Raw genomic sequence first — 21,713 nt, 5'->3', positions numbered from 1 at the left:
CCCCGCGGATTGGGGCCCTTATTCGACAGAAAGCGTGAGCGTGCAGTCTGCGCCGTCTGCGAGCGCGGCGACGAGGTCGCGGTCAATATCTTCTGCGGCTTTGTCCGCGCCGACCATGACGGTGCGGTCGTCCACGTACTCGCTCGTGCGGAAGACGAGACTACGCTCGTTCTCGAAGGTCATGTCGGGGTGGCCGCGGCCGGTGACGGTCTCGGTCTGGTCGCCAACTTCGAGCGTTGCGGTGAGCGTGGCGGCTGCGGACTGACACGCTTCGACGAATGCATCTGCGAAGTCTGCGGGGACGCGGTCGGCTTCGATACCGAGGATACAATCGCCCGCTGGGGTGAGGAAGTCGTCGCTCGTGAGTTCGAACGTCGAAGAATGGTGGCCTAACACGTTTTCGTGCCCGCGTGCGCGTACAACTTCGTCCATGGCGTCGCTATTGCGGGGAGGCATATACGAGTCACCATCGACGGTGCTAGTGAACTCGTGGGCCAGTCACACGAACTGGTGGCCAATGGCTGTCGCGTCGTAACCCGTCCGTTCGTTTGCGCGAGCTTACCGCACGACGGTGACGGTCACTGCACCGCAGGCACATTCGTAGGCGCGGCGCTCGCCCACGTCGGTGCACATCGAGAGCATGAGGCGGTCTTCGTGGAGCGTCCGACCACACTCGGGGTTCTCGCAGGTGCAGGTGAGTTTTTCGAGCATATCTGAGAGGTCACCCCCAACCACTGTTAAATCGACCCGTGTGCGGAGTGAAAGTGAAAGTATGAGAGAGCGTCCGGGTCGCTGTCGAGTTTGGCCTGACTCTATCTGTTTAGGTATCACGTGTATATGTGTGGGCCGTCTCTCTGTTGTTGAGGGGAGACGGCACCCAATGAGCGGAGAACGTTCGACGCCCGGGTAGGGAGGGTTCGATACGCTGGCAGCATGTATCGGATGCCACAAATCGAATGCCTCCGCAAGGGCTCACTGGGGGGTTGAACCAGACATTCTGGTTTTTGTATGGCTTAACGCGGCGTAGCTTGCCGCGATTCATTTAAATACTATTTTCATGGCATGACACACCTTATCGTGCCCTCGTCTTGCGATTGTTACGTGATTACATACCGCTTGGGATGCACAATCTTTATATGGTCGGAGGGGGTACTACCGATTACCAGAACGCCACCGGCGTTTGGCAGTATCGCACGCAGAATGACAGGGACAACGTGTTATCGGCTGCTTATCATCCCCACTGAGTGGCAACTGCCCCGCGCCGGTGCGGTAATGGAATCGTGAGTTAACTATGGTACAAACGCTAGACCAGTCCAAAAACATCGAACTGACAGAAGACGACCTCGACACTGATTCTAAAGGCCAATTAATCAAACTCGCTGGCCAGCTCCGCGACCGACGGAACGAGCTGAACCAGATGGCTTCAGAGCGCGCAGGCAAGCGCGACGAACTCAACGCACAGACGCGTGAAGCCGTAGACAAGGCCCAGGAACACCGCGAACAGCGCGACTCGCTGAACGAGCAGGTACAAGAGCACAAGAAGCTCCGCAACGACCTCAACGCGCAGGCAAACGAGCTGTTCGAGAAGGTCGAATCGATGAAGTCCGACCTCGAACTCGACCAGGGAAAGGGCCTTGAGGAGCTCAAAAAGGAAATTGAGCAACTCGAATTCAAACAGCAGACCGAAGTCCTTTCGACCGAAGACGAGCGCGAACTCATCGAGAAAATCGAGGGAAAGCGCGAGGAGTATCTGAGCCGCAAAGAGAAACTCGACGACAACGACAACCTCGAAGAACTCGTCGCCGAAGCAGAGGAAGTGCGCGCCGAAGCCAGCCAGCACCACCAGGAAGTGACGGAGCTCGCTGACAAGGCCCAACAGCACCACAACGAGATGATCGAGGCCTACCGCGAGGCCGACGACATCCGTGACAAGGCAGACGACATGCACGAGAAGTTCGTTGAGGCACAGGAAGCCGCAGACCAGCACCACAACGACTTCGTGCGCGTCCAAAAGCGCCTCCGCGAGATGGACAAGGCAGAGGAGAAAGAACGCCGCTCCGCCCGCGAGGAGAAGCGCGAGGAAGCCAAGGCAGAAGCCGAGGAAATCTACCAGCGCTTCAAGGATGGGGAAACCCTCGACACCGAGGACCTCATGAAGCTCCAGAAGACCGGGATGCTCTAAGTTCGGTACGTCGCGTTTTCAGTTTTCTCAGACGCTGTGAGCGACAGCGCTGTCTCGAAACCGGCTAAAGGCTTTTCCCCGCGTGTCGCCCACCCACAGACATGGCAGATGACCAAACAGACCGACGACAGACTGTCGGTCGGATTCTCATTCTTGCGGTCGGCACGATTGTCGCCGTGTTCGCCGGATGGTGGGCGTTCGTCACCATCCCGGATGGCTCGCTCGCCGTACTGCTCGGCGTGCTCCTGACGATCGCCACCGTGATTCTCGGCCTCCGCTTTGCGGGACGCATCGCCCAGTCGCGTTTTCCCGGCTACAACGTCGCGGAAGTGGCCGTCGAAGGCCCCATCAGCCGCGACGGTGGCGGGCGCTTTCCCTCCACGCCGGGCGGCGCACACGCAGACCAAATAGTCGAACAAATCGAGGCGGCAAACGACGACGGAAACGTCTCGGCACTCATCGTCCGGCTGAACACCCCTGGCGGGGAAGTCGTCCCGAGCGACGACATCCGCCTCGCCGTCGAACGCTTCGAGGGCCCAACTATCGCCTACGCGACCGACGTGTGTGCGAGCGGCGGCTACTGGATTGCTTCGGGGTGTGACGAACTCTGGGCACGTGAGGCGAGTATCATCGGCTCGATTGGCGTCATCGGCTCGCGGGTGAACGCGACCGAACTGGCCGACAAGCTCGGACTCTCCTACGAACGGCTCGCCGCGGGCAAGTTCAAGGACGCGGGGACACCACTCAAAGAAATGTCTGGAGCAGAACGTGACTATCTCCAAGGCATCATCGACGACCTCTACGACCACTTCGTCACGCGGGTGACCGAAGCGCGTGACCTCTCTGAATCCGAGGTTCGCGGAACGGAGGCCAAAGTCTATCTCGGCGAGGAATCGCTGGAACTTGGGCTGGTTGACGCACTCGGGACGCGCGAAGCCGTCGAAGACCGTGTCGCAGAACTGCTCGGTGTCTCTGCAGTCTCGGTCGTGGAGTTCGCCCCGCAACGAAGCCTCACCGAACGCTTCAGCCTCGGCGTCGAACGCGTCGCCTTCGCAGCGGGGTCGGGCGTCGGGCGCGTGTTCACCCGCGAGGGCGAGACGGGTGAGTTGAACATCCGACTGTAGGGAGGTTTTTTATTCGGCCGGCGTCTCGCTTTTACCGTGACAACGCTGGTCGTCTGTGTTGACCGAGGCGACGTGATTCCACAGACCGGTATCGACACGCCGGTCGCTGGGTGGGAATCGGTCGCTTCGCTCGTCACCGAGGTGGGACTCGCAGACCCCGAAGACAGCCATGTCAACTGTCTGCTCGAAGCCCTGCGCGTCACCCGCGACTTGCGCGACACCGAGGAAGACGCCGTCGTTGCCGTCGTTTCGGGAGCGGGTGACGCCGTCAGTGCAGACCGGGCTGTCGCCCGCCAACTCGACCAGCTCATCGAACGCTACGACCCCGACTCCGCCGTCGTCGTCATCGACAGCACCGAAGACGAACGGCTCGTTCCCATCATCGAAAGTCGCGTGCGCGTCGATGCGGTCGACCGCGTCGTCGTCCGGCAGGCGCGCGACTTAGAATCGACGTACTACCTGCTCAAGCAGTTCCTCGCGGACGAAGAACTCAGACAGACGATTCTCGTCCCCATCGGCGCGGGCCTGCTCGTGTTCCCCGTCTTGTTGTTGCTCGCAGACAGTCCGGCGGTCGCCATCGCGGCCATCACCGCCGTCATCGGGGTGTTCTTGCTGTACAAAGGTCTCGGCGTAGACGACGCCATCTCGACGTTCGCGTCAGGCGTTCGCGAGGCGCTCTACTCCGGGCAGGTGTCGATTGTGACCTACGTCGTCGCCGCCGGACTCGCCCTCGTTGGCGTGTTCGCGGGTGCGATTGGTGTCTCCAGTTTGGAGGCGACCGACGCCGTGTTCGTCCTTGCGATGCTGTTCATCTTCGACAGCGTCCCGTGGCTTGCGATGGCCGCGCTCACCGCGAGTACGGGACGACTCATCGACGAATCGATCCGCGAAGACGCCATCCGGTCTTCGTACATGAACCTCCCCTTCGGCGTGGTCGCCGTTGGCCTCGTCGTCCGCGGCTTTTCGGCCTACTTCTTAGAGCGTGCGGGCATCATCGGCCAGTTCACCGTGCCTGCACTCGAATTTGGCGCAGTCTCGGTGTCCGGATTCACCCTTTCGACGGGAACGCGCCTCGCGGTGTTCGTCATCGGTGGCGTGCTTATCAGCCTCGTCGGCGTCCGACTCACCTCTTACGTCACCGGCGGGAGCATCCGGGACGAACTCCCTGAATAAGTCCGCGGCGTGTAAATCCCCCCGGCCCGAACGCAGGGTATGGCAGACGACGCAGACGGCACGTGGGTCAGCCTCTTTTCGGGCGGCAAGGACTCTTCGTGGGCGCTCTACCGGGCACTCGAAGAAGGGCTGCCCGTCTCGCATCTCCTCACCGTCCACCCCGAAGGCGACTCCTACATGTACCACGTCCCGGCGACGAACCTCGCCACGCTCGCCGCAGAGAGCATCGGCATCCCACTCATCGACGTCCACCCGGGCGACCTCGGCGCGGAATCGGCCGACGCATCAGGCGAGCAGGGTGACGCCGAACTCGAACCGCTCGAAGCCGCGCTCCGCGAGCTACTGGAAGAAGAGAACATCGCAGGCGTGACCGCGGGTGCCATCCAATCTGAGTTCCAAACCAGTCGGATTCAGGCGATGTGCGACCGTCTCGGCATCGAGCTGTTCGCCCCGCTCTGGCAGCGCGACCCAGAAGAACTCGCCGCCGAGATGTTCGACGCGGGCTTCGAAATCGCCATCATCCAAGTCGCCGCCTACGGGCTCGACGAATCGTGGCTCGGGCGCACGCTCGACGCCGACTCGCTCGCAGAACTCCGCACCCTCAACGACGAGTACGGCGTCCACATTCTCGGCGAGGGTGGCGAGTTCGAAACGTTCGTCGTAGACGGCCCGCACATGAGCAGGCGAATCGCGCTCGAGTACGAGACCGAGTGGGACGGCACGCGCGGACGGATTCACGTGACGGATGCACGGCTCGAACCGAGCGATACCTGACGCTCTCAATCCAACTAGCAACATGGCGCTCCCACCGCACTTTTTCGACGGACACAACGACACGCTGTTGCACCTCCACCTCCCCGACCGCGGACAGGGTCGCTCGTTTTTCGCGTCGTCTGAACTCGGTCACATCGACCTCCCACGCGCCCGCACCGCGAACTACGCGGGCGGTTTTTTCGCCATTTTCGTCCCCGGTGAGGGTGACGTAGAGGTCATCGAAACCGCAGACGGCTACGAAGTCCCGCTCGCAGACGCCATCGACACCGAGCGGGCAACGCAGTTCACCTATGACGTGCTCGAACGCCTCTACCGACTCGAAACTGAGGCCAATGGCGCGGTTCGCGTCGTGCGCGACATGGCAACCCTCACCGCCTGCCTCGCAGACGACGCGCTCGCCGTTGTCGTCCACTTAGAAGGGGCAGAAGCCGTCGACCCAGACCTGTCGAATCTCGACTTTCTCTACGCTGCGGGCGTCCGCTCGATTGGCCTGACGTGGAGTCGCCCGAATGCGTTCGCCCACGGCGTTCCTTACCAATACCCTCACTCGCCGGACACCGGCCCCGGACTGACCGACGCCGGACGCGACCTCGTCCGGGCGTGCAACGACCGCGGCATCGTCCTCGACCTCGCACACCTGAACGAAGCGGGCTTTTTCGACGTGGCAGAGCTGAGCGACGACCCGCTCGTGGTGAGTCACACCGGCGCGTTCGCACTCAATGAAACGACGCGAAGCCTGACCGACGAGCAGTTAGATGCCGTCGCGCAGTCGGGCGGGGTGGTCGGCATTACGCTCTGTGTGACGAACATCCGGGCCGACGCCGACAACAACGCCGATACGCCGATTGCCACCTTCATCGATCACATCGAGTACGTCGCTGAGCGCATCGGCGTCGAGCATGTGGCGATCGGCACGGATTTCGACGGGGCAGTCATCCCCGACGCCGTGGGCGACGTGACCGGAATGCCAGCAGTGTTTGCGGCGCTCCGCGAGCGAGGATTCAACGAGGAAGCAATTCGAAAAATCGCGTCTGAAAACTGGGTGCGCGTGCTCGACGAAACGTGGGCGTAGTTACTCGCTGTTGCCGTTGGTGAGGTGCGTGTGCGCGCCGATGAGCGCGCCTGCGAGGTTCACGTTTGCGACGTGCGTCTCTTCGTCGATAATGCACTCACGGAGGTCACAGTTTTCGATGGTCGCGTTCGCGAAGATGACCGACTGGTCTACGGCGGCGTTTTCGAGGGTCGCACCCGGCATGATGAGCACGTTTTCGCCAAGCGTGACGTTGTCGAGCGTCGCGGATTCAGCGACGAGATTCTCACCGCCAAGTGACCACGCGACCGCGTCGAGGTAGCTCTCTGGGGTACCGATGTCGTACCACGCGCCCTCGAACGTGAAGGCGTTGACCTCTTGGCGGCTGAACAGCCACTGGATGAACCAGCCGGGTTCGTCCGGGTTGTTGTCGGCGTCGAGGTAGTCGTCGAACAGAATCGAATCCTCGGGGAAGGCGTAGCAGGCGATGGAGACGAGCGTGCTCTTTGGGTTGTCGGGTTTCTCTTGGAAGTCAACGATAACGTCGCCGTCTAAACCAACGAGGCCGTAGGACTTCGCGCGGTCGAGCGACCCCACGTCGTAGGCCGCGAGCACTGGATTCTGCTTTTCGTCGAAGAAGTCGAGAAAGTCGCTCACGGCAAAGGAGATGAGATTGTCGCCAGCGATGACGAGCAAGTCGTCTTCGATGCCCTCGCGTTCGACCAGTTGGGCGAGCGCGCCGATGACGCCGAACTTCTCGTCTTCTGCCGTCGTGTCTTCGACCGAGAGGCGCGGCTTGTCGAACGGACTCGCTTCGAGGTGCTGTTCGAAGTCCTCTGCGAACCGTTCGTTCGTGCTCACGAACACCTCGTCGATGCGGTCGTCCGCTTCGAGTTGCTCGAAAATGCGGTCGATGACCGTCTCCTCGCCAACCGGGAGAAACATCTTCGGTCGATGCTTCGTAATCGGCCACAGACGCGTCGCGTACCCACCAGCCAAAACGACTGCTTGCATAGTTCGACTACTCAAAGCGAGTAGCTAAGACCTTTTTGCCTCATACCGGACAGTCAGCGTAATTGAACTGGCGAAAAATCGAGGGCCAATGAGCGAATCGGTAACGTAGCCCAAAGCACCGAGTATAAAAGTACTCGTCGTTGGTTCAGTGAGTCGCCTCGCCAATAAGTAGTTACTCACGGCGGACGCACCCTCGTATATGCGCGAAGCAGAGCAAACCACTCGACAGCGCATCGCAGACCACCTTCGTGGCGAAACCGCAACCGCCAGCGAACTCGCCGTGGCGCTCGAACTGACGCCACACGCGATTCTCTCTCACATCCAGCACGTCGCAAAAACACTCGACGGAACCGGTGAGCAACTCCTCGTCGCGCCGCCCGCGTGCAAGAACTGTGGATTCGACCGTTTCGACGAACCCGCGAACCTTCCCTCGCGCTGTCCCGAGTGCAAACACGAGAGTCTGACCGAACCGGCCTTCCGCGTCGAGGCGACCTAATTTCCGGCGAAATCGATTCGCCCGCCCGAGGACAAATCGTACTCGCCCGAGGGCCCGATGTGTGCGAACTCGTAGCGTTCGTCAGTCAGATACACGTCGCCGTCTTCGACGGCCACGTCCACGTCGTTGAGTACCGCGCCCTCACATGGCCCGAGCGTACACAGTCCGGAATTGCCCTCGAAGTACGCGCCGTGTTTCTCACAGACGATTTCGCCGTCTCTGACGTAGGCACCGCTTCCCTTGTCGAGGCGCACGTCCGTCCAGTGCTGGCAGTAGTTTCGCCACGCGGCGACGCTGTCTTCGAGTTCGATACAGATGACTTCGACCTTGTCGAACCCCTCGCGGACGGTGAACAAGAGCGTGCTGTCCGCGGGGATGTCTGAGAGCGGCGCGATACGACTAGCCTCGTCCATACTGCGCGTTAGGACAGGGTGGTTTCAACGTTTGTGGTTCTCGATTTGAAAAGTGCAGAGGAAGCAACGACAGCACTGCAACGAACGCAAAGAAGTCCGAGAAAGTGACTCCGAGTAGCCGACGTCCCTGAACCACACCGCCTGCCGCAACCGCACAGCCCCGCCTGCCGCAACAGCACTGCTCCCGCCTCCGCACCGCACATTCCGAATCGAGCCCTTCACTCGCCGTAGTGTCGTGCTTCGACGTATTCGTTGAAAACGAGCGAGAGCAGGTCGGTGACGGGGCCGCCGCCGACTTCGATGCCGTCTACCGTGGAAATCGGACGGAGTTCCCACGTCGTGTTCGTGAGGAAGGCTTCGTCCGCGCGGCGGAGTTGGTCGGGCGTGTAGGTTCCTTCTTCGACCGGAATCCCCTGCTCGCGGGCAAGTTTGAGCACCACATCGCGGGTGACGCCGGGGAGAACGGGACCGGTCGTCGCGGGCGTCCGGAGCGCGTTGTCGATGACGAAAAACACGTTGCTCGTCGCGCCCTCCGCGATGTTCCCATCGGCGTCGCGGATGAGGGCTTCGTCTGGTTGGTAGGTGTCTGAGGATGCTCTTTGGAGTTCGAGACGCGCGAGAATCCCGTTGAGGTAGTTGTGCGTCTTCGCTGAGGCGGGAATCGCCTCGTTCGGAATCCGTCGGGTTTTCACCGTCTGGACGACGGCGGGGTCGGCCCAGACTGGCGTGCCCGTCGTGCCGCCGCGTGGCAGTTCTTTGACGATGACGACCACGGTTGGGTCGATTTCGGGGTTGGGAGTGAGCTTGCCGGGTTGGACGCCCCGCGAGATGGAGAGTTTGACGTAGGCTTCAGTCAGGTTGTTCGCCTCCAACGTTTCGTGAATCCGGTCGAGTAAGTCGTCGTCAGACAGTCCGTGGTCGAGCGCCAGCGTCTCGCACGTCCGGGAAAGGCGGTCGGCGTGGGCGTCCCACTCGAACACCTCGCCGCCGTAGGCGCGAAGCGTCTCGAAGGCGGCGTCGCCGTACATGAATCCGCGGTCACGCACCGAGACGGTGGCCTGATCTTCGGGAACGAGCTCGCCGTTTACGTGGAAGTACATTGGTCGATGAAGTTCGCAATCAACTGCTTGCCCGCGTCGGTCAGGATGCTTTCCGGATGAAACTGGACGCCCTCGTGGGGCTTTTCGGTGTGGCGAACGCCCATCACGACGCCGTGTTCGTCCTCGGTGTAGGCCGTCTCCGTGAGGCTGTCGGGGAGGTCTTCGCGCCGAACTGCGAGCGAGTGATATCGCCCGACTTTGAGTGGGTTCGGAAGTCCTCGATAGATGCCTTCGCCGTCGTGTACCATCTGCGAGAACTTGCCGTGGATGACCTCGGGCGCGTGGCCCACGGACGCGCCGTTCGCCGCACAGAGCGCCTGATGGCCGAGACAGACGCCGAGCGTCGGGTAGTCGAGTTCCGCAAAGATTGCCATCGAGATGCCCGCGTCTTCAGGCGTTCCCGGGCCGGGCGAGACGACGATGCCGTCGGGGTCGAGGTCGCGAATGTCAGAAACGGTGAGCGCGTCGTTGCGCTTTACGAGGACGTCCGAATGAAATTCGCCGACATCCTGCGATCTCTCCGCAGGGCATGGAGAGGTGACCGCCTCTCCAACGTACTGCACGAGGTTGTAGACGAACGAGTCGTAGTTGTCGATGACGAGAATCACTCTTCGACCTCCATCGCAGCCTGTTCGCCGAGGGCCTCGTCCATGGCGTTCACGAGCGCCCGGCCCTTATCGAGCGTCTCGTCGTATTCGCGGTCTGGGACCGAGTCGTGGACGATGCCTGCGCCGACGCGCAGGTAGTAGCGGTCTGCGTGACGGACGAGCGTGCGGATGATGATGTTCAAGGTAGCCTTCCCATCGAAGCCGAACACGCCCATGCTCCCGGTGTAGGGGCCACGTCGGGTGGTTTCGACCTCCTCAATTATCTCCATCGTCCGGGGTTTCGGCGCGCCCGTGATGGTTCCGCCGGGGAACACAGCGGCGACGGCGTCCGCGAGCGTCACGTCCTCGCGCAGCGTTCCCTCTACGAGCGAAACGAGGTGCATAACCTCTGAATAGCGGTCGACACGGCGGTATTCGCTCACCTCGACCGTGCCGTACTCGCACACTTTGCCGAGGTCGTTTCGCTCCAAATCGACGAGCATGGCGTGTTCCGCGCGCTCTTTTTCATCACCGAGCAGGTCGGCTTCGAGTTGGGTGTCTTCTTCCTTGGTGTGGCCCCGTGGGCGAGTCCCCGCAATCGGTTCGGTCGTCGCGTGACGACCCTCTACATCGAGTAAGAGTTCCGGACTCGCGCTCACGAGGTCGACGCCGGGGAACTCCATGAGCCCAGAGTACGGTGCGGGGTTCACCCGACGAAGGGCGGCGTACGCCTCGACGGGATGAATCGTGGCTGGCGCAGACAGGCGTTGGGAGATGTTCGCTTGGAAGGTGTCACCGTCGCGGATGTAGCGTTTCACGCGGCGAACCTGCGCCGCGAACTCGTCGCGGTCGCAGTCGGATTCGAACGTGACCGGCTCGGTCGTCGGAGCCGGGGGCGAAACGCTCGGGTCGCCCGAGAGTGATGCGTCTGCGAGTTCCATCGCCCGTTCTGTTCCCGCGTCGTAGGCGGCGTCTATGTCGTCGCCAATCGTCGGACACGCGGTGATGCGGAGCGTCACGTCGCCCTCGTGGGGCTCCTCCCACGAGGCAATGCGGTCGTAGACGCCGACTTGGAGTTGGGGAAGTCCGCGGTCGTCTGCGGTTGTATCGGGAAGGCGTTCGAGTTCGCGGGCAAGGTCGTACGACAGCCAGCCGAGCGCGCCACAGGGGTAGGGTACGTCGCAGTCGCCGCGGACGAGCGTCTCAGAGTCGAGGCGGTCGGTGAGCGCAGTGAGCGAAGCCGAGCCGTCGGGAGAATAGCCAGTAAACGTCGTTTCGAGGCGGTCTATGGGGTCGGTGGCGAACATGCCAAAACCAGTTTGCCCGCCAGTCGTTTCCAGAAACACACCGTCTGTGTCTGCACGCGCGCGGCGATAGGCGAGAAACGGGTCGGCAACCGTGACCTGTACCTCGACCGGCACGCGCGCCCCAGAAGGAGCGTCGCGCGCCGTTGCCCGGAACGAGGCCCTGTCGGTCACGACGGTTGGCCCAGTCATGCAGAATCGAAGACAGTGTGCGACTAACCCTCTTGCGGTTCGTCGCGTTTTAGACGCGGTGTTTCGCGCGCTCAATCCAGCGCCCGACGCGCTTTGGTGAGACGTCGATTTCCGCGCCGATTTCGCCCGGGTCGGCCGCGGCGAGGTCGGCAATCGAACCGATACCAGCCGCTTCGAGGCGGTCTGCGTAGGCCGGGCCGATGCCCTTGATGACGGTGAGTGGCTCGCCAGCGTCGCCGCCGGTTGGACCGGCAGCCTCTGCGGGTTCGGCCGCGCCGACTTCCTCGTCGGCTTCGTCCGTCAGCGTCTCCGTGGAGGCTGCCGCGTCCGTTTCTTCGGCGGCCGCATCGTCGCTTGTTTCTGCCGCCTCCCGGATTGGTTCCGCCTCCGAGACCTCCGTGCTCGTGTCCGCAGGGGCGACCGCCTCTGCGGGTTCGGCCGCGCCGACTTCCTCGTCGGCCTCGTCCGTCAGCGTCTCTGTGGAGGCCGCAGCCGTCGTCTCAGTCGACGCCGCGGGGGAGGAGTGAGAAGAAGTGTCTGCACGGTTAGCGCTTGAACCGCCGACACGCTCGCTGTCGCGCTGGTCAGGGCGCGACCCGTTCATTCCGAGTACCGATTTCAGCCAGTCAAACAGACCCATGACAACCGATAGAAAGGCGTCGCACTTAAAGACGTTCACGTAACGCGATATTCATGACCGAAACGGGCGCGTCGCGGCCTGTCCACCGCTCGAAGGCTTCGACGCCCTGGTAGAGCAACATCCACGCGCCATCGACCGTCGTCGCACCAACGGCGCGAGCGTCGCGCAGGAGGCGGGTCTCGAGCGGGCGATATACTGCATCGAGCACGGCCAGCCCGTCGTGGAGTGCGGTGCTCGGAACCGGCGTCTCGTCGGTTTCCATGCCGACACTCGTCGCGTTCACGAGGACGGTGGCAGCTTCGAGCAGCGTGTCGAGGTCGAAGAGGCCATGACCGGTCGCGTTCGGGACGGCGGCGGCGAGGTCGTGGGCTTTCTGCTCGGTGCGGTTGGCGATTCGCACGCTCATCCCCTCGTCTGCGAGGCCGAAGGCGATTGCACGCCCGGCCCCTCCTGCACCGACGACAACAGCTGTTCCGTCGAGTGTTACGTCGTGGTCGCGCAGGGCGCGCACCGCACCGATTGCGTCCGTATTGTGGCCCGTTGGCGTCTCACCCGAGAAGTCGATAGTGTTGACCGCGCCGATACGCGCGGCGAGGTCGTCGGGTTCAACGAAGTTGAGGACGTCCTGTTTGAACGGAATCGTCACGTTGAGACCCGAGATGCCGAGTGCCTGTGCGCCGAGAATGGCGGCTTCGAGGTCTTCTGGCGCGGGTTCGAAGGTGACGTAGCGCGCGTCGATTCCGAGGTCTGTGTACGCCGCCTCGTGCATCGGTGGCGAGAGTGAGTGGGTGACTGGGTTGCCAAGAAGGCCGAACACCTGCATGGCTGTGGCCACGCGATAGCGCCGAATAAAACAGTCGCCTCCGGGCAGAAATTGGGGTTAGTGTCCGCCAACGACGGACAGGTCGAGAACCACGACGTGGTAGACGAGGACGATGATGAACACGACGTAGAATGCGCCGCCGATGAGGAACGGCAGCGGCTTCATGTTCCCCTCGTTCACCGACCGAGCGCGTGTGTAGAGCAACGCGGCAGACACGATGGCAAGAATCGCAGAAAAGGCGTTCAGGAAGCCCGCAGTGCCCCACTCAAGCGTGAGATTCCACGAGGTGAACAGGATGCCAAGTGTGACCGGAAGCGTCCCCTGAAACGCCATCGCGCCCGTAATGTTGCCAATCGCGAGCGTGTCTTTGTCTTGGGAAATCCAAATGATGCTGTTGAACTTTTCCGGCAGTTCCGTGGCGAGTGGTGCGAGCAGGAGGGCGACGACGGCCGCGGGAATGGTGAGCACTTCTGCCGAGAAGAACTCGATTTCCGTGACAAACAGGTGTGCGCCGCCGATGATGAGGCCGAGTGCGATGAGCGTCTGGACGATGACCAGTCCTCGAGAGGGGTTGTTACTGTACTCATTCGCCGCGTCGCCGACGCCGGGAATCGGCCCCCAACCGCGTTCGATGAACAACCCGAGGTGCAGGTCGTCTAGCGCCTCGCCTTCGATGAGTTCGCCGCTTTTGAGCGAGCGATAGACGTAGAACACGTAGAGGCCAACGAGCGTGACGGCGATGATGATTTCGAGGGTCCGCTGTTGGATGAGGGCGGCGATGAACGCGAGCGTGTAGCCACCAAGGAAGAAACTCAGGTCACGACGGGTCGAGACTTCGTTGAAGTGAAATTCAGGGCCGTACGCCCGCCGACGGGCAAAATAAAGGATGCTCACGCCGATGAGGAACATCGCAATCGTCGCGAGCATGAACGGCGCGCCGAGAATCGCGCCGACGCCGACTTCGTCCGCGCCTGAGGTGTCACCCGTCGCAACCCCTTGCAGGATGGCGATGACGGGAATCATGGTTTCTGGGAGCGCCGTCCCCACCGCCGCGAGGATGCTTCCGGTCGCGCTTTCTGAGACGCCAAATCGATGTCCGAGCCACTCGACACCGTTCGTGAACACCTCTGCACCGAGGAGGAGCAACGCGAACGACCCGAGCAATAAGAGTCCGTTTCCGACCGTGCGAGGCAAAAACGGCACGGAAACCAACCCGAGGTGCGGTGCCATAGACTTGCTTGTCCACAAACTCAATTAAGCGATTCTATCCCCACTCCGACGGGCTTTATTGCTCGTCTCTGTTAGCCACCACCGTGATTGCACTCGTCGTGAGCCGTGCTGACTCCGCCTCCGTCCATATCGGCGAGCACCTGCGTTCGCTCGCCGACTGGACTGAATCCGAAGACGACAGCAGACCGGATGCGGTTGGCGGTGGCACCGTCCTCCGTACCGACGACTTCTGTCTGCGCGAGTTTGACGACCTGCACCTCGAACTCGAAACCGTCGCAGACGCCTTCTCTGACCCTGAGTACATTGTGTTCGCCTCGCGCCACGCGGGGGATACCGGCCCCCTCCTGACCGCGCACTTCACCGGGAACTTCGGCCCGGCCGAGTACGGCGGCGTCGACGGCGGCCTCGCCCGCGCCTGTCCGAACGCGCACAAAGCCGTCATCAACGCGCTCGAAGAAGTCGCGCCCGAGGGTTATGACGTGGGGATGGAGTGTACCCACCACGGCCCCTCAGACGTGGGCGTCCCCTCTATGTTCGTGGAACTCGGGAGCGGCGAAGAACAGTGGGAAGACCCCGACGGCGCACGCGCGGTGGCGGAAGCCATCCTCGCCCTTGCAGATGTTCCCGCCGACAGCGAACGCCACCTCGTCGGCTTCGGCGGCGGCCACTACGTCCCGCGCCCCACGCGCATCGTCAAGGAGACGGCGTGGGCGGTTGGCCACATCGCCGCCGACTGGTGTCTGAGTGATATGGGCGACCCCAACGAGAATCGTGACGTGCTCGCCCACGCCTTCGAACAGAGCGCCGCGGAGTACGCCGTCGTCGATGGCGAGAAACCCGCCCTCAGAGACACCATCGACGCACTCGGCTACCGCGTCGTGAGCGAGACGTGGGTTCAGGAGACGAGCGACGTGCCACTTGCCGCCGTAAAAGAACTCGAAACAGCGCTCTGCTCGGTCGATGCGGGTCTTCGCTTCGGCCAGATAGCGACGTGGCCCGTCGCGTTCGACACCGTCTCGCTCCCGGTCGCGCTCATCCAAGAGGCGGAGGGCGTAGACCGCGATGCGGTGCGGACGGTCGCTGAGACACACCTCCTCGCGTTCACGACCGACGAAGCCGGAACCCGAGTTGGAGGACGGGCGGCGGTTTCGCCCGAAACCGCCCGAGATGCCTTCATCGACGCGCTCGTCCCGATTCTCCGCGAAAAGTACGACGAAGTCGTTCGCGAAACCGATGCTGTCGTGGCGCGCGTTTCGACGTTCGACCCAGAAAAAGCCGCGACGCTCGGCATCCCCGAGGGACCGAAATTTGGGAAGCTGGCAAGTGGACAACCTGTCACGATTCGTGGTCGTGAGATACCCCCGGAAGAAGTCAGGACGCACCGGGAGCAGACGTTCACACTCTAGCTTTCCCCATCATTTATTTCTGTGAAATATTTGTCTGACGCACGGCAGACAAGAGGGGAAAAATAATTACCTCTCGTCTTGAACCCATCCGTATTACATGGACTCAATTATTGAGGATGCTATCGAGGAAGCCGAGCAAGACCGAGGCGGCGAGGCTCCTCCGGGGGCGGAAAACGGTTCTAACGGGCAGGGCATGAAAACATCCGGGACGATGACCGACGAGGAGCTGCTCTCGGTCGTAGACGACCTCAAGACCGAGATTACGGTCGTTGGCTGTGGTGGTGCAGGGAGCAACACCGTGACGCGCATGGCAGAAGAGGGTATCCTCGGTGCGACGCTCGTCGCCGCGAACACCGACGCCCAACACCTCGTCAACAACACGAAAGCAGACACGAAGATTCTCATTGGCCGAAAGCGCACCGGCGGCCGCGGGGCCGGGTCCGTCCCGAAAATCGGTGAGGAAGCCGCACAGGAAGACATCGAAGACATCAACGAATCCGTCACCGGCTCTGACATGGTGTTCATCACGGCCGGGCTCGGCGGTGGGACGGGGACTGGCTCTGCGCCCGTCGTCGCACAGGCCGCACAGGACGCCGGTGCGCTCACCATTGCAATCGTCACGATTCCGTTCACCGCAGAAGGTGAGCGCCGTCGCGCGAACGCCGATGCTGGCTTAGAACGCCTGCGCTCGGTCGCGGACACGGTCATCGTCATCCCGAACGACCGCTTGCTCGACTACGCGCCGAACATGCCGCTGCAGGACGCGTTTAAAATCTGTGACCGTGTGCTCATGCGCTCGGTCAAAGGCATGACCGAACTCATCACCCGTCCCGGGCTGGTCAACGTGGACTTTGCCGACGTTCGCACCATCATGGAGAACGGTGGCGTCGCCATGATTGGCCTCGGAGAGAGCGACACCGAGAGCAAAGCAAAGGATTCCGTCCGCTCTGCACTCCGCTCGCCGCTGCTCGACGTCGAGTTCAAGGGCGCGAACTCTGCGCTCGTCAACGTCGTTGGTGGCCCGGACATGAGCATCGAAGAAGCAGAGGGTGTCGTCGAAGAAATCTACGACCGCATCGACCCAGACGCGCGCATCATCTGGGGCGCAACGGTCAACGATGACTACGAGGGCAAGATGGAGACGATGATTGTCGTCACCGGCGTCGAATCACCACAGATCTACGGGAAGAGCGAGGCAGAACGCGAGAAGGCAGCCCAGCAGGTCGGCGACGACATCGACTTCGTCGAATAATCCGGACTAGTCAATTTTTTGTACAGTTCAGCGAACCTCATATAGCGCGCAGGCACACTAGCTGTATGGATCACCCGCTGGCGGACATCGAGTTCCTCGCCCGCTCCACCAACCGGGTCGTCATTCTCGATGCGCTAGCAGCACGCCCATGCACCCGCGATGAACTCAAAGACGCGACCGGTGCTTCGCGAGTGACGCTCGGCCGAATCCTCGCTGATTTTCAGACGCGTGGCTGGATTCGCAAAGACGGAAACGAGTATTGTGCGTCCTCGGTTGGCCGCTTGGTTGCAACCCAATTCAATCAGCTCATCGAGACAATGGAGACCGCAGACAAACTCCACGACATCATCCAGTGGCTCCCCGCAGACGAGTTCGACTTTCCGCTCACCCGTTTGCATGAGGCGACCATCATCCGCCCGTCTCAGAGCGACCCGCTCGCGCCGGTTCGCTGGGCGGCGACCTATCTGCGACAGGCAGACGAGGTCGAAGTGTTGACTCACTCAGTCGCGGCTGAAAATCTCGAAGCCAACTGGCAGGCCGTCGCAAACGGGACACAGCGATTTAGCGGCGTTCTCACCTCAGGCGTGGTCGAAACGATTCGTCAGGATGCGGTTCTCGCTACCCAGATGGCAGAGATGGTCGAAACGGGCAACGCGACCGTTCAAGAGTACGGCGGCGAAATCCCCTTCATCGTAATGCTCACAGACGACAAGACGCTGCTCGGCGTCGATGACGACCAAGGAATGCCGCGGGCACTCATCATCAGCGAAGACACCCGGGTTCGGGCGTGGGCGAGCGACACGATTGCCGAATATCGCCGGGCAGCGACCCTTGTCACCCCCGAACTGTTCTCGGTTAGTGGGTGAGGCTGTAAGCAATAAATAGAAAAAGGCGGAGAGGTAACACCTCGGCATGGAAGTTCCGTTTAAGCTCTCGTCATACACGCGAGTGCTCAAGCTTGCGAGTACGCCATCGCGAGAGGAGTTCTCTCAGATTGCGAAGATTGCCGGGGCAGGCATCGTGTTAGTTGGGCTGCTCGGATTCATCATCTTCGTAATCATGAGCTTCGTCCCGGGCGGTGCGTAAAATGCCGATTTACGCCGTCAAGACGACTGCAAGCCAAGAGCGCACCGTCGCAGACATGATTATCAACCGCGAGGAGGACGAGATTCACGCCGCGCTCGCCCCCGACTCACTCACGAGCTACGTGATGGTCGAAGCCGACAACGACGCCGTCATCAAGCGCGTCTTAGAGGAAATTCCCCACGCGCGCACCATCGTCCCGGGTGAGAGTTCCATCGGTGAAGTCGAACACTTCCTCTCGCCAAAGCCAGACGTCGAAGGGATTGCAGAGGGCGACATCGTCGAACTCATCGCTGGCCCATTCAAAGGCGAGAAGGCGCAGGTCCAGCGCATCGACGAAGGCAAAGACCAGGTGACGGTCGAACTGTACGAAGCAACCGTTCCGATTCCGGTCACCGTGCGCGGCGACCAGATTCGCGTGCTCGACTCAGAAGAGCGATAACACAGTTCTCTCGCATTTTCTCAACGGTATAGAGCGACGGCTCTCCCCACTACAGTAGGCAAAAGCGGCGTCGGCTTCAGACGGCGTGGCCAGCCTGTTCGATGCGCGCGAGCACTTCGTTCAAATCAACGTCCGATTCGATATCGTCGAGAATCTTCTCGCGGCGGCGTACGTCTGCGGCGTTCGCGCCGTAGGCGCGGACGTACTCTGCGCGTGTGTGTTCCTCAAACGCGTGTTTGATGGCGAAATAGCCGTCCGGCATTACCGTGCCACATACCTGACATTCGTGGTGTTTGTGGTCGGTTGCTTGATGGACGGCCGCACTTTCTACGCTCTCGAACTGGTTACCACAGCCCTCGATGGCGCACTCCCAAGGTGACATCCGTACTGAATTGTTGCAGTGGGTGATATAAACAATTTCCTCCGTGTTGCGCAAATCAGAATCACTTAATCCCTTGCGACGAAACCAGCGGACGTGAGTCGTGACGAGTTTCGTGTCGACATGCACGTCAAAATTCTCGATGAGAAGGTCGTAGCCAGAGCCAAAGCCCGTGGAATCGACGCCCTCGTCTACGCGCCCCACTTCACCCGCCTCTCGACTATCAACGCGCGGGCTGCTGCCTTTTCTGACGACGACCTGCTCGTCATCCCCGGCCGCGAACTCTTCACCGGCGACTGGAAGACACGAAAGCACATCCTCGCACTTGGCCTGTCTGACCCCATCCCTGATTTCATCACACTCGACGGTGCGATGACCGAACTCGCCCGCCAGAACGCGGCGGTTCTCGTCCCACACCCTGAATTTCTCACGGTCAGCATGGAACAACCAGACATCGAACGCTTCGCAGACCGAATCCACGGCATCGAAGCCTATAATCCAAAACACTGGCCCCACCAGAATCGACGGGCAGAAGAGATCATCCACGAAACCGGAATTTCGGGGTTCACCTCGTCGTATGCCCACATGCGCGGCACCATCGGCGAGGCCTGGACGACGTTCGACGAGCGCTTCGAAACGGTAGATAACCTCGTTGCCGCGCTCCGCGACGACGTTCCACGAAAAGTGATGCACCGAACTGGCATTGGTCACCGACTGCGCTGTCTCGCCGAATTCGCGCATCTCGGCTACGAGAACAGCTACGGGAAAATCGACCGCCTCTTTCTTTCCGGCACGGAGCCAACCCATCCAGACCACATCGCCTACGGTGGGCGGTTCGACGACATCAGCGTCTACTAGAGCAAGCCGAGTGACTGCAAACCAATCTGGGCGAGCGGCTCGCGGTAGATGATGATGGCCGCACCGATGAGTTCGACTGCTGTCACCGCGAGCATCACGGCATCCGCGTAGCGGCTGCTCACGGGTACGCCAACCGGCAAGTTGTACTCCTTTTCGAACGGGTAGAACAGCGCAATCCCGCGTTTCGACCCGAGGATGTCGAGCACGTAGTGAGTCAGAATGCCAATCCAGACGTAGTGGAGATTCCCGAAGTAGGTTGGCCACGCGGCGAACACGCCGAGCACGAGCAGGTTGTGGAGCGTTTTTCGGTGGCGGCCAAAGGCGGTGTCAACGTCGGGGAAGAGCGCGCCGAGGACGACGGGGACGCTCACTTCAGCAATCGTTCGGAGCGTCTCGATGTCGCCGCTCGGGTGGAGAATATAGCCCAGTCCGATGCTCAACAACAGGGCGTTTAGCACATGGCCTCGTTTGTTCATCGACAGCGAAGCGAACGCGACCCCACCCTACAAGGTTTTCCGTTTTTCTATCGCAGAGAGCAGGTCTGTGAGTGCTTGCGTGGCGATTTGTCGTTTGATTTCTGTGCGTGTTCCCTCGAACTGGTGGCGTTCCACGGTGGTCTCCGAGGTTCCCGTTCCCCACTCACCCGCAACCGAGACGCCGATGAACACCGTGCCAACTGGTTTCTCGGGCGTGCCGCCGTCTGGCCCTGCGATACCGGTCGTCGCCACACCCCACGTCGTGTCGGCGGTGTCGCGGACGCCTTGTGCCATTTCGCGGGCGACCTGCTCGCTCACTGCGCCGTGTTCGTCGAGCGATTCGCGGTTGACCGCGAGGAGTGCGCGTTTCGCGTCGTAAGAGTAAGTGACGACGCTCCGGTCGAAGTAGTCACTCGACCCGGGCACGTCGGTGAGTAGCGACCCCACGAGCCCGCCGGTACAGGACTCGGCCACGGCAACGGTTGCTCCCTGCCCGCGCAACACATCGCCAACGCGCATCTCGATTGTGTCATCGGTCATAGCAAACCAATCGGTCGCCGCACGCAAGAAACCCACACCCAACGAAAGAACAACCATGCCCGACTCCATGGATGGTATATGGACTACGAGACGCCGCTGTTCTTTCGCGTGATGCAGTACGCGGCGAACGCAAACCGAGACGTCATCGACATGGTAAGTGGGAATCCCGACTGGGGCTCGCCGCCTGCACTCAGCCAAGGCTTACACGACTACGCAGACCTCGGCGGTGATGAGTTCCAGTACCCGCCAAGCGAAGGGCTGTTTGAACTCCGCCAAGAGATTGCAGCGCACAGAGATGTGGCTATAGACCGCATCGTCGTCACGAACGGTGCGGGCGAGGCGAACTATCTCGCCATGGCGGGTGCACTTGAACGCGATGCCGGAGACGAAGTCATCCTCACCGACCCTGTCTATCCCTACTATCCGGGGAAGACGAAGATGCTCGGCGGAAAACCGAAATACGTCCCCGTGGACGAAGACGGCACGCTCGACCCGGTCGCGGTTCGAGCAGCGGCGAGCGAGCAGACGGCACTCATCGTCGTGAACACGCCGAACAATCCGACGGGGGCGGTGTACGACCGCGAGGCGATGGCAGAGTTCGTCGCAATCGCGGAGGAGTACGACGCCATTCTCGTGAGCGACGAGGTGTACGACGAGTTCGACTATTCCGGACAGTTCACGAGCGCGCTCTCGTTCGACTCAGACCACTACGTCGTCACCAACGCCTACTCGAAGTCGTTCGCCATCACGGGCTTTCGCGTGGGCTACGCCATCTTCCCCGAGGAGTTGGTTGCTGGGGCGAAAACCCGCCACATGCTCGTGAATGTCACCGGGCCACGGCCCTCGCAGTACGCCGTCTTGCAGGCGCTCAGAGAGACGCCTGCGTCGTACCACGCAGAGACCCGCGACCTGCTCGAAACCCGCATCGAAACGTTCACCGACGCGCTGGACGAGGCTGGGGCTGCCTACACGCGACCTGCCGGCGGCTTTTACGTCATGGCGCGGTTCGACGGCTTCCCGGGGACGCTCGAAAACGTGTTCCGCCTCATCGACGAGGCTGGCGTCGCGGGGATGCCCGGCGAAGCCTTCGGTGAGAGCAGAGGCGACTGGCTCCGCTTCGCGCTTGTGACCCCACGTGCGACAGAAGCGGCCACCCGACTGGCCGACTACTTCTAGCGAAGCCCTCTCGGGGTAC

26 protein-coding genes are annotated in these 21,713 nt (G+C 61.6%); 13 read left to right on the top strand and 13 right to left on the bottom strand.

All coding sequences use genetic code 11. The annotated features are described in order from the left end of the window. Window positions 1-18: 18 nt before the first annotated feature. Complete coding sequence (locus V5N47_RS11965; RefSeq protein WP_338727790.1) at window positions 19-432, bottom strand: DUF371 domain-containing protein; 414 nt, start codon at window positions 430-432, stop codon at window positions 19-21. A 126-nt stretch (window positions 433-558) separates the two neighbouring features. Then, complete coding sequence (locus V5N47_RS11960; protein ID WP_338727789.1) at window positions 559-711, bottom strand: hypothetical protein; 153 nt, start codon at window positions 709-711, stop codon at window positions 559-561. A 580-nt stretch (window positions 712-1,291) separates the two neighbouring features. Here V5N47_RS11960 and V5N47_RS11955 point away from each other — a divergent pair. The 5 genes from V5N47_RS11955 (at window position 1,292) to V5N47_RS11935 (ending at window position 6,325) form a co-directional block, all read left to right on the top strand. Continuing rightward, a complete protein-coding gene (locus V5N47_RS11955) occupies window positions 1,292-2,182 on the top strand; it encodes a phosphoserine phosphatase (RefSeq protein ID WP_338727787.1) in 891 nt (296 codons plus the stop codon). A 101-nt stretch (window positions 2,183-2,283) separates the two neighbouring features. Then, window positions 2,284-3,306 carry a signal peptide peptidase SppA gene (gene sppA / locus V5N47_RS11950; RefSeq protein ID WP_338727786.1) on the top strand — a complete coding sequence of 341 codons (1,023 nt, stop codon included), beginning with the start codon at window positions 2,284-2,286 and terminating at the stop codon, window positions 3,304-3,306. A 36-nt stretch (window positions 3,307-3,342) separates the two neighbouring features. Beyond that, window positions 3,343-4,479 carry a DUF373 family protein gene (locus tag V5N47_RS11945; RefSeq protein ID WP_338727784.1) on the top strand — a complete coding sequence of 379 codons (1,137 nt, stop codon included), beginning with the start codon at window positions 3,343-3,345 and terminating at the stop codon, window positions 4,477-4,479. A 39-nt stretch (window positions 4,480-4,518) separates the two neighbouring features. Next, window positions 4,519-5,253, top strand: a complete 735-nt coding sequence (locus tag V5N47_RS11940) for a diphthine--ammonia ligase (RefSeq protein ID WP_338727782.1) — start codon at window positions 4,519-4,521, stop codon at window positions 5,251-5,253. A 22-nt stretch (window positions 5,254-5,275) separates the two neighbouring features. Further along, window positions 5,276-6,325: a dipeptidase gene (locus V5N47_RS11935; RefSeq protein WP_338727780.1), complete on the top strand. Its 1,050-nt coding sequence runs from the start codon at window positions 5,276-5,278 to the stop codon at window positions 6,323-6,325. On the opposite strand, the gene V5N47_RS11930 is transcribed toward V5N47_RS11935, so the two are convergent. Continuing rightward, the gene (locus V5N47_RS11930) at window positions 6,326-7,297 is read right to left on the bottom strand and encodes an NDP-sugar synthase (protein ID WP_338727779.1); all 972 of its coding nucleotides are present in this window, start codon (window positions 7,295-7,297) and stop codon (window positions 6,326-6,328) included. Between the two features lie 199 nt (window positions 7,298-7,496). On the opposite strand from V5N47_RS11930, the gene V5N47_RS11925 reads away from it, so the two are divergent. Then, the gene (locus tag V5N47_RS11925) at window positions 7,497-7,793 is read left to right on the top strand and encodes a transcriptional regulator (RefSeq protein WP_338727778.1); all 297 of its coding nucleotides are present in this window, start codon (window positions 7,497-7,499) and stop codon (window positions 7,791-7,793) included. Here the strand turns inward: V5N47_RS11925 and V5N47_RS11920 are convergent. The 7 genes from V5N47_RS11920 to V5N47_RS11890 form a co-directional block, all read right to left on the bottom strand. Next, the gene (locus tag V5N47_RS11920; protein WP_338727777.1) at window positions 7,790-8,206 is read right to left on the bottom strand and encodes a Rieske 2Fe-2S domain-containing protein; all 417 of its coding nucleotides are present in this window, start codon (window positions 8,204-8,206) and stop codon (window positions 7,790-7,792) included. The genes V5N47_RS11925 and V5N47_RS11920 overlap by 4 nt on opposite strands. 218 nt (window positions 8,207-8,424) lie before the next feature. Further along, the gene (locus V5N47_RS11915; RefSeq protein ID WP_338727776.1) at window positions 8,425-9,306 is read right to left on the bottom strand and encodes an aminotransferase class IV; all 882 of its coding nucleotides are present in this window, start codon (window positions 9,304-9,306) and stop codon (window positions 8,425-8,427) included. Next, window positions 9,291-9,914 (bottom strand): aminodeoxychorismate/anthranilate synthase component II, encoded by a 624-nt coding sequence (locus tag V5N47_RS11910; RefSeq protein WP_338727775.1) that lies wholly within the window; start codon window positions 9,912-9,914, stop codon window positions 9,291-9,293. The genes V5N47_RS11915 and V5N47_RS11910 overlap by 16 nt, the downstream gene beginning before the upstream one ends. Then, window positions 9,911-11,389 carry an aminodeoxychorismate synthase, component I gene (gene pabB / locus V5N47_RS11905; RefSeq protein ID WP_338727774.1) on the bottom strand — a complete coding sequence of 493 codons (1,479 nt, stop codon included), beginning with the start codon at window positions 11,387-11,389 and terminating at the stop codon, window positions 9,911-9,913. Before pabB ends, V5N47_RS11910 begins: the two co-directional genes overlap by 4 nt. Before the next feature lie 49 nt (window positions 11,390-11,438). Continuing rightward, window positions 11,439-12,029 (bottom strand): helix-hairpin-helix domain-containing protein, encoded by a 591-nt coding sequence (locus tag V5N47_RS11900; RefSeq protein WP_338727773.1) that lies wholly within the window; start codon window positions 12,027-12,029, stop codon window positions 11,439-11,441. 25 nt (window positions 12,030-12,054) lie between these two features. Beyond that, complete coding sequence (locus tag V5N47_RS11895) at window positions 12,055-12,852, bottom strand: shikimate dehydrogenase (protein ID WP_338727771.1); 798 nt, start codon at window positions 12,850-12,852, stop codon at window positions 12,055-12,057. A 57-nt stretch (window positions 12,853-12,909) separates the two neighbouring features. After that, window positions 12,910-14,082 (bottom strand): sodium:calcium antiporter, encoded by a 1,173-nt coding sequence (locus tag V5N47_RS11890; protein WP_338727769.1) that lies wholly within the window; start codon window positions 14,080-14,082, stop codon window positions 12,910-12,912. 83 nt (window positions 14,083-14,165) lie between these two features. Between V5N47_RS11890 and V5N47_RS11885 the strand changes: the two genes are divergently transcribed. From V5N47_RS11885 to V5N47_RS11865, 5 genes are all read left to right on the top strand, one after another. Further along, window positions 14,166-15,488 carry a D-aminoacyl-tRNA deacylase gene (locus V5N47_RS11885; RefSeq protein WP_338727768.1) on the top strand — a complete coding sequence of 441 codons (1,323 nt, stop codon included), beginning with the start codon at window positions 14,166-14,168 and terminating at the stop codon, window positions 15,486-15,488. A 97-nt stretch (window positions 15,489-15,585) separates the two neighbouring features. Beyond that, window positions 15,586-16,740: a cell division protein FtsZ gene (ftsZ, locus tag V5N47_RS11880; RefSeq protein ID WP_338727766.1), complete on the top strand. Its 1,155-nt coding sequence runs from the start codon at window positions 15,586-15,588 to the stop codon at window positions 16,738-16,740. Between the two features lie 65 nt (window positions 16,741-16,805). Then, the gene (locus V5N47_RS11875; RefSeq protein WP_338727765.1) at window positions 16,806-17,606 is read left to right on the top strand and encodes an ArsR family transcriptional regulator; all 801 of its coding nucleotides are present in this window, start codon (window positions 16,806-16,808) and stop codon (window positions 17,604-17,606) included. Window positions 17,607-17,652: 46 nt separating this feature from the next. Continuing rightward, window positions 17,653-17,826: a protein translocase SEC61 complex subunit gamma gene (locus V5N47_RS11870; protein ID WP_276248172.1), complete on the top strand. Its 174-nt coding sequence runs from the start codon at window positions 17,653-17,655 to the stop codon at window positions 17,824-17,826. A 1-nt stretch (window position 17,827) separates the two neighbouring features. Beyond that, window positions 17,828-18,265 (top strand): transcription elongation factor Spt5, encoded by a 438-nt coding sequence (locus V5N47_RS11865; protein ID WP_332898355.1) that lies wholly within the window; start codon window positions 17,828-17,830, stop codon window positions 18,263-18,265. Window positions 18,266-18,341: 76 nt separating this feature from the next. Here V5N47_RS11865 and V5N47_RS11860 read toward each other — a convergent pair whose 3' ends face one another. After that, window positions 18,342-18,647, bottom strand: coding sequence for a hypothetical protein (locus V5N47_RS11860; protein ID WP_338727762.1), 306 nt, complete (start codon window positions 18,645-18,647; stop codon window positions 18,342-18,344). Window positions 18,648-18,740: 93 nt separating this feature from the next. Here V5N47_RS11860 and V5N47_RS11855 point away from each other — a divergent pair, with 93 nt between their 5' ends. Then, on the top strand, window positions 18,741-19,502 hold the full coding sequence (locus V5N47_RS11855; RefSeq protein ID WP_338727761.1) for a PHP-associated domain-containing protein: 762 nt from the start codon (window positions 18,741-18,743) through the stop codon (window positions 19,500-19,502). Here V5N47_RS11855 and V5N47_RS11850 read toward each other — a convergent pair. Both V5N47_RS11850 and V5N47_RS11845 read right to left on the bottom strand, forming a co-directional pair. Next, window positions 19,499-19,978, bottom strand: a complete 480-nt coding sequence (locus V5N47_RS11850) for a metal-dependent hydrolase (RefSeq protein WP_338727759.1) — start codon at window positions 19,976-19,978, stop codon at window positions 19,499-19,501. The two genes, V5N47_RS11855 and V5N47_RS11850, sit on opposite strands and share 4 nt — an antisense overlap. 27 nt (window positions 19,979-20,005) lie before the next feature. Then, window positions 20,006-20,518 (bottom strand): CinA family protein, encoded by a 513-nt coding sequence (locus V5N47_RS11845; protein WP_338727758.1) that lies wholly within the window; start codon window positions 20,516-20,518, stop codon window positions 20,006-20,008. Between the two features lie 78 nt (window positions 20,519-20,596). Here V5N47_RS11845 and V5N47_RS11840 point away from each other — a divergent pair, with 78 nt between their 5' ends. After that, window positions 20,597-21,694, top strand: a complete 1,098-nt coding sequence (locus V5N47_RS11840; protein WP_338727757.1) for a pyridoxal phosphate-dependent aminotransferase — start codon at window positions 20,597-20,599, stop codon at window positions 21,692-21,694. The last annotated feature ends 19 nt before the right edge of the window (window positions 21,695-21,713 follow it).

The organism is Haladaptatus sp. DJG-WS-42, from assembly GCF_037198285.1.
GTDB lineage: Archaea > Halobacteriota > Halobacteria > Halobacteriales > Halococcaceae > QDMS2.
The sequence above is the reverse complement of the archived record's forward strand: the minus strand, read 5'-3'. Positions and strand labels throughout refer to the sequence as shown.

Coding starts and splice junctions, on each gene's coding strand:
- V5N47_RS11860 (WP_338727762.1), bottom strand. CDS start 18,647: ATGTCACCTTGGGAGTGCGCCATCGAGGGCTGTGGTAACCAGTTCGAG.
- V5N47_RS11850 (WP_338727759.1), bottom strand. CDS start 19,978: ATGAACAAACGAGGCCATGTGCTAAACGCCCTGTTGTTGAGCATCGGA.
- V5N47_RS11960 (WP_338727789.1), bottom strand. CDS start 711: ATGCTCGAAAAACTCACCTGCACCTGCGAGAACCCCGAGTGTGGTCGG.
- V5N47_RS11895 (WP_338727771.1), bottom strand. CDS start 12,852: ATGCAGGTGTTCGGCCTTCTTGGCAACCCAGTCACCCACTCACTCTCG.
- V5N47_RS11955 (WP_338727787.1), top strand. CDS start 1,292: ATGGTACAAACGCTAGACCAGTCCAAAAACATCGAACTGACAGAAGAC.
- sppA (WP_338727786.1), top strand. CDS start 2,284: ATGGCAGATGACCAAACAGACCGACGACAGACTGTCGGTCGGATTCTC.
- V5N47_RS11965 (WP_338727790.1), bottom strand. CDS start 432: ATGGACGAAGTTGTACGCGCACGCGGGCACGAAAACGTGTTAGGCCAC.
- V5N47_RS11845 (WP_338727758.1), bottom strand. CDS start 20,518: ATGACCGATGACACAATCGAGATGCGCGTTGGCGATGTGTTGCGCGGG.
- V5N47_RS11935 (WP_338727780.1), top strand. CDS start 5,276: ATGGCGCTCCCACCGCACTTTTTCGACGGACACAACGACACGCTGTTG.
- V5N47_RS11865 (WP_332898355.1), top strand. CDS start 17,828: ATGCCGATTTACGCCGTCAAGACGACTGCAAGCCAAGAGCGCACCGTC.
- V5N47_RS11900 (WP_338727773.1), bottom strand. CDS start 12,029: ATGGGTCTGTTTGACTGGCTGAAATCGGTACTCGGAATGAACGGGTCG.
- V5N47_RS11925 (WP_338727778.1), top strand. CDS start 7,497: ATGCGCGAAGCAGAGCAAACCACTCGACAGCGCATCGCAGACCACCTT.
- V5N47_RS11875 (WP_338727765.1), top strand. CDS start 16,806: ATGGATCACCCGCTGGCGGACATCGAGTTCCTCGCCCGCTCCACCAAC.
- V5N47_RS11940 (WP_338727782.1), top strand. CDS start 4,519: ATGGCAGACGACGCAGACGGCACGTGGGTCAGCCTCTTTTCGGGCGGC.
- V5N47_RS11915 (WP_338727776.1), bottom strand. CDS start 9,306: ATGTACTTCCACGTAAACGGCGAGCTCGTTCCCGAAGATCAGGCCACC.
- V5N47_RS11870 (WP_276248172.1), top strand. CDS start 17,653: ATGGAAGTTCCGTTTAAGCTCTCGTCATACACGCGAGTGCTCAAGCTT.
- V5N47_RS11890 (WP_338727769.1), bottom strand. CDS start 14,082: ATGGCACCGCACCTCGGGTTGGTTTCCGTGCCGTTTTTGCCTCGCACG.
- V5N47_RS11840 (WP_338727757.1), top strand. CDS start 20,597: ATGGACTACGAGACGCCGCTGTTCTTTCGCGTGATGCAGTACGCGGCG.
- ftsZ (WP_338727766.1), top strand. CDS start 15,586: ATGGACTCAATTATTGAGGATGCTATCGAGGAAGCCGAGCAAGACCGA.
- V5N47_RS11930 (WP_338727779.1), bottom strand. CDS start 7,297: ATGCAAGCAGTCGTTTTGGCTGGTGGGTACGCGACGCGTCTGTGGCCG.
- pabB (WP_338727774.1), bottom strand. CDS start 11,389: ATGACTGGGCCAACCGTCGTGACCGACAGGGCCTCGTTCCGGGCAACG.
- V5N47_RS11920 (WP_338727777.1), bottom strand. CDS start 8,206: ATGGACGAGGCTAGTCGTATCGCGCCGCTCTCAGACATCCCCGCGGAC.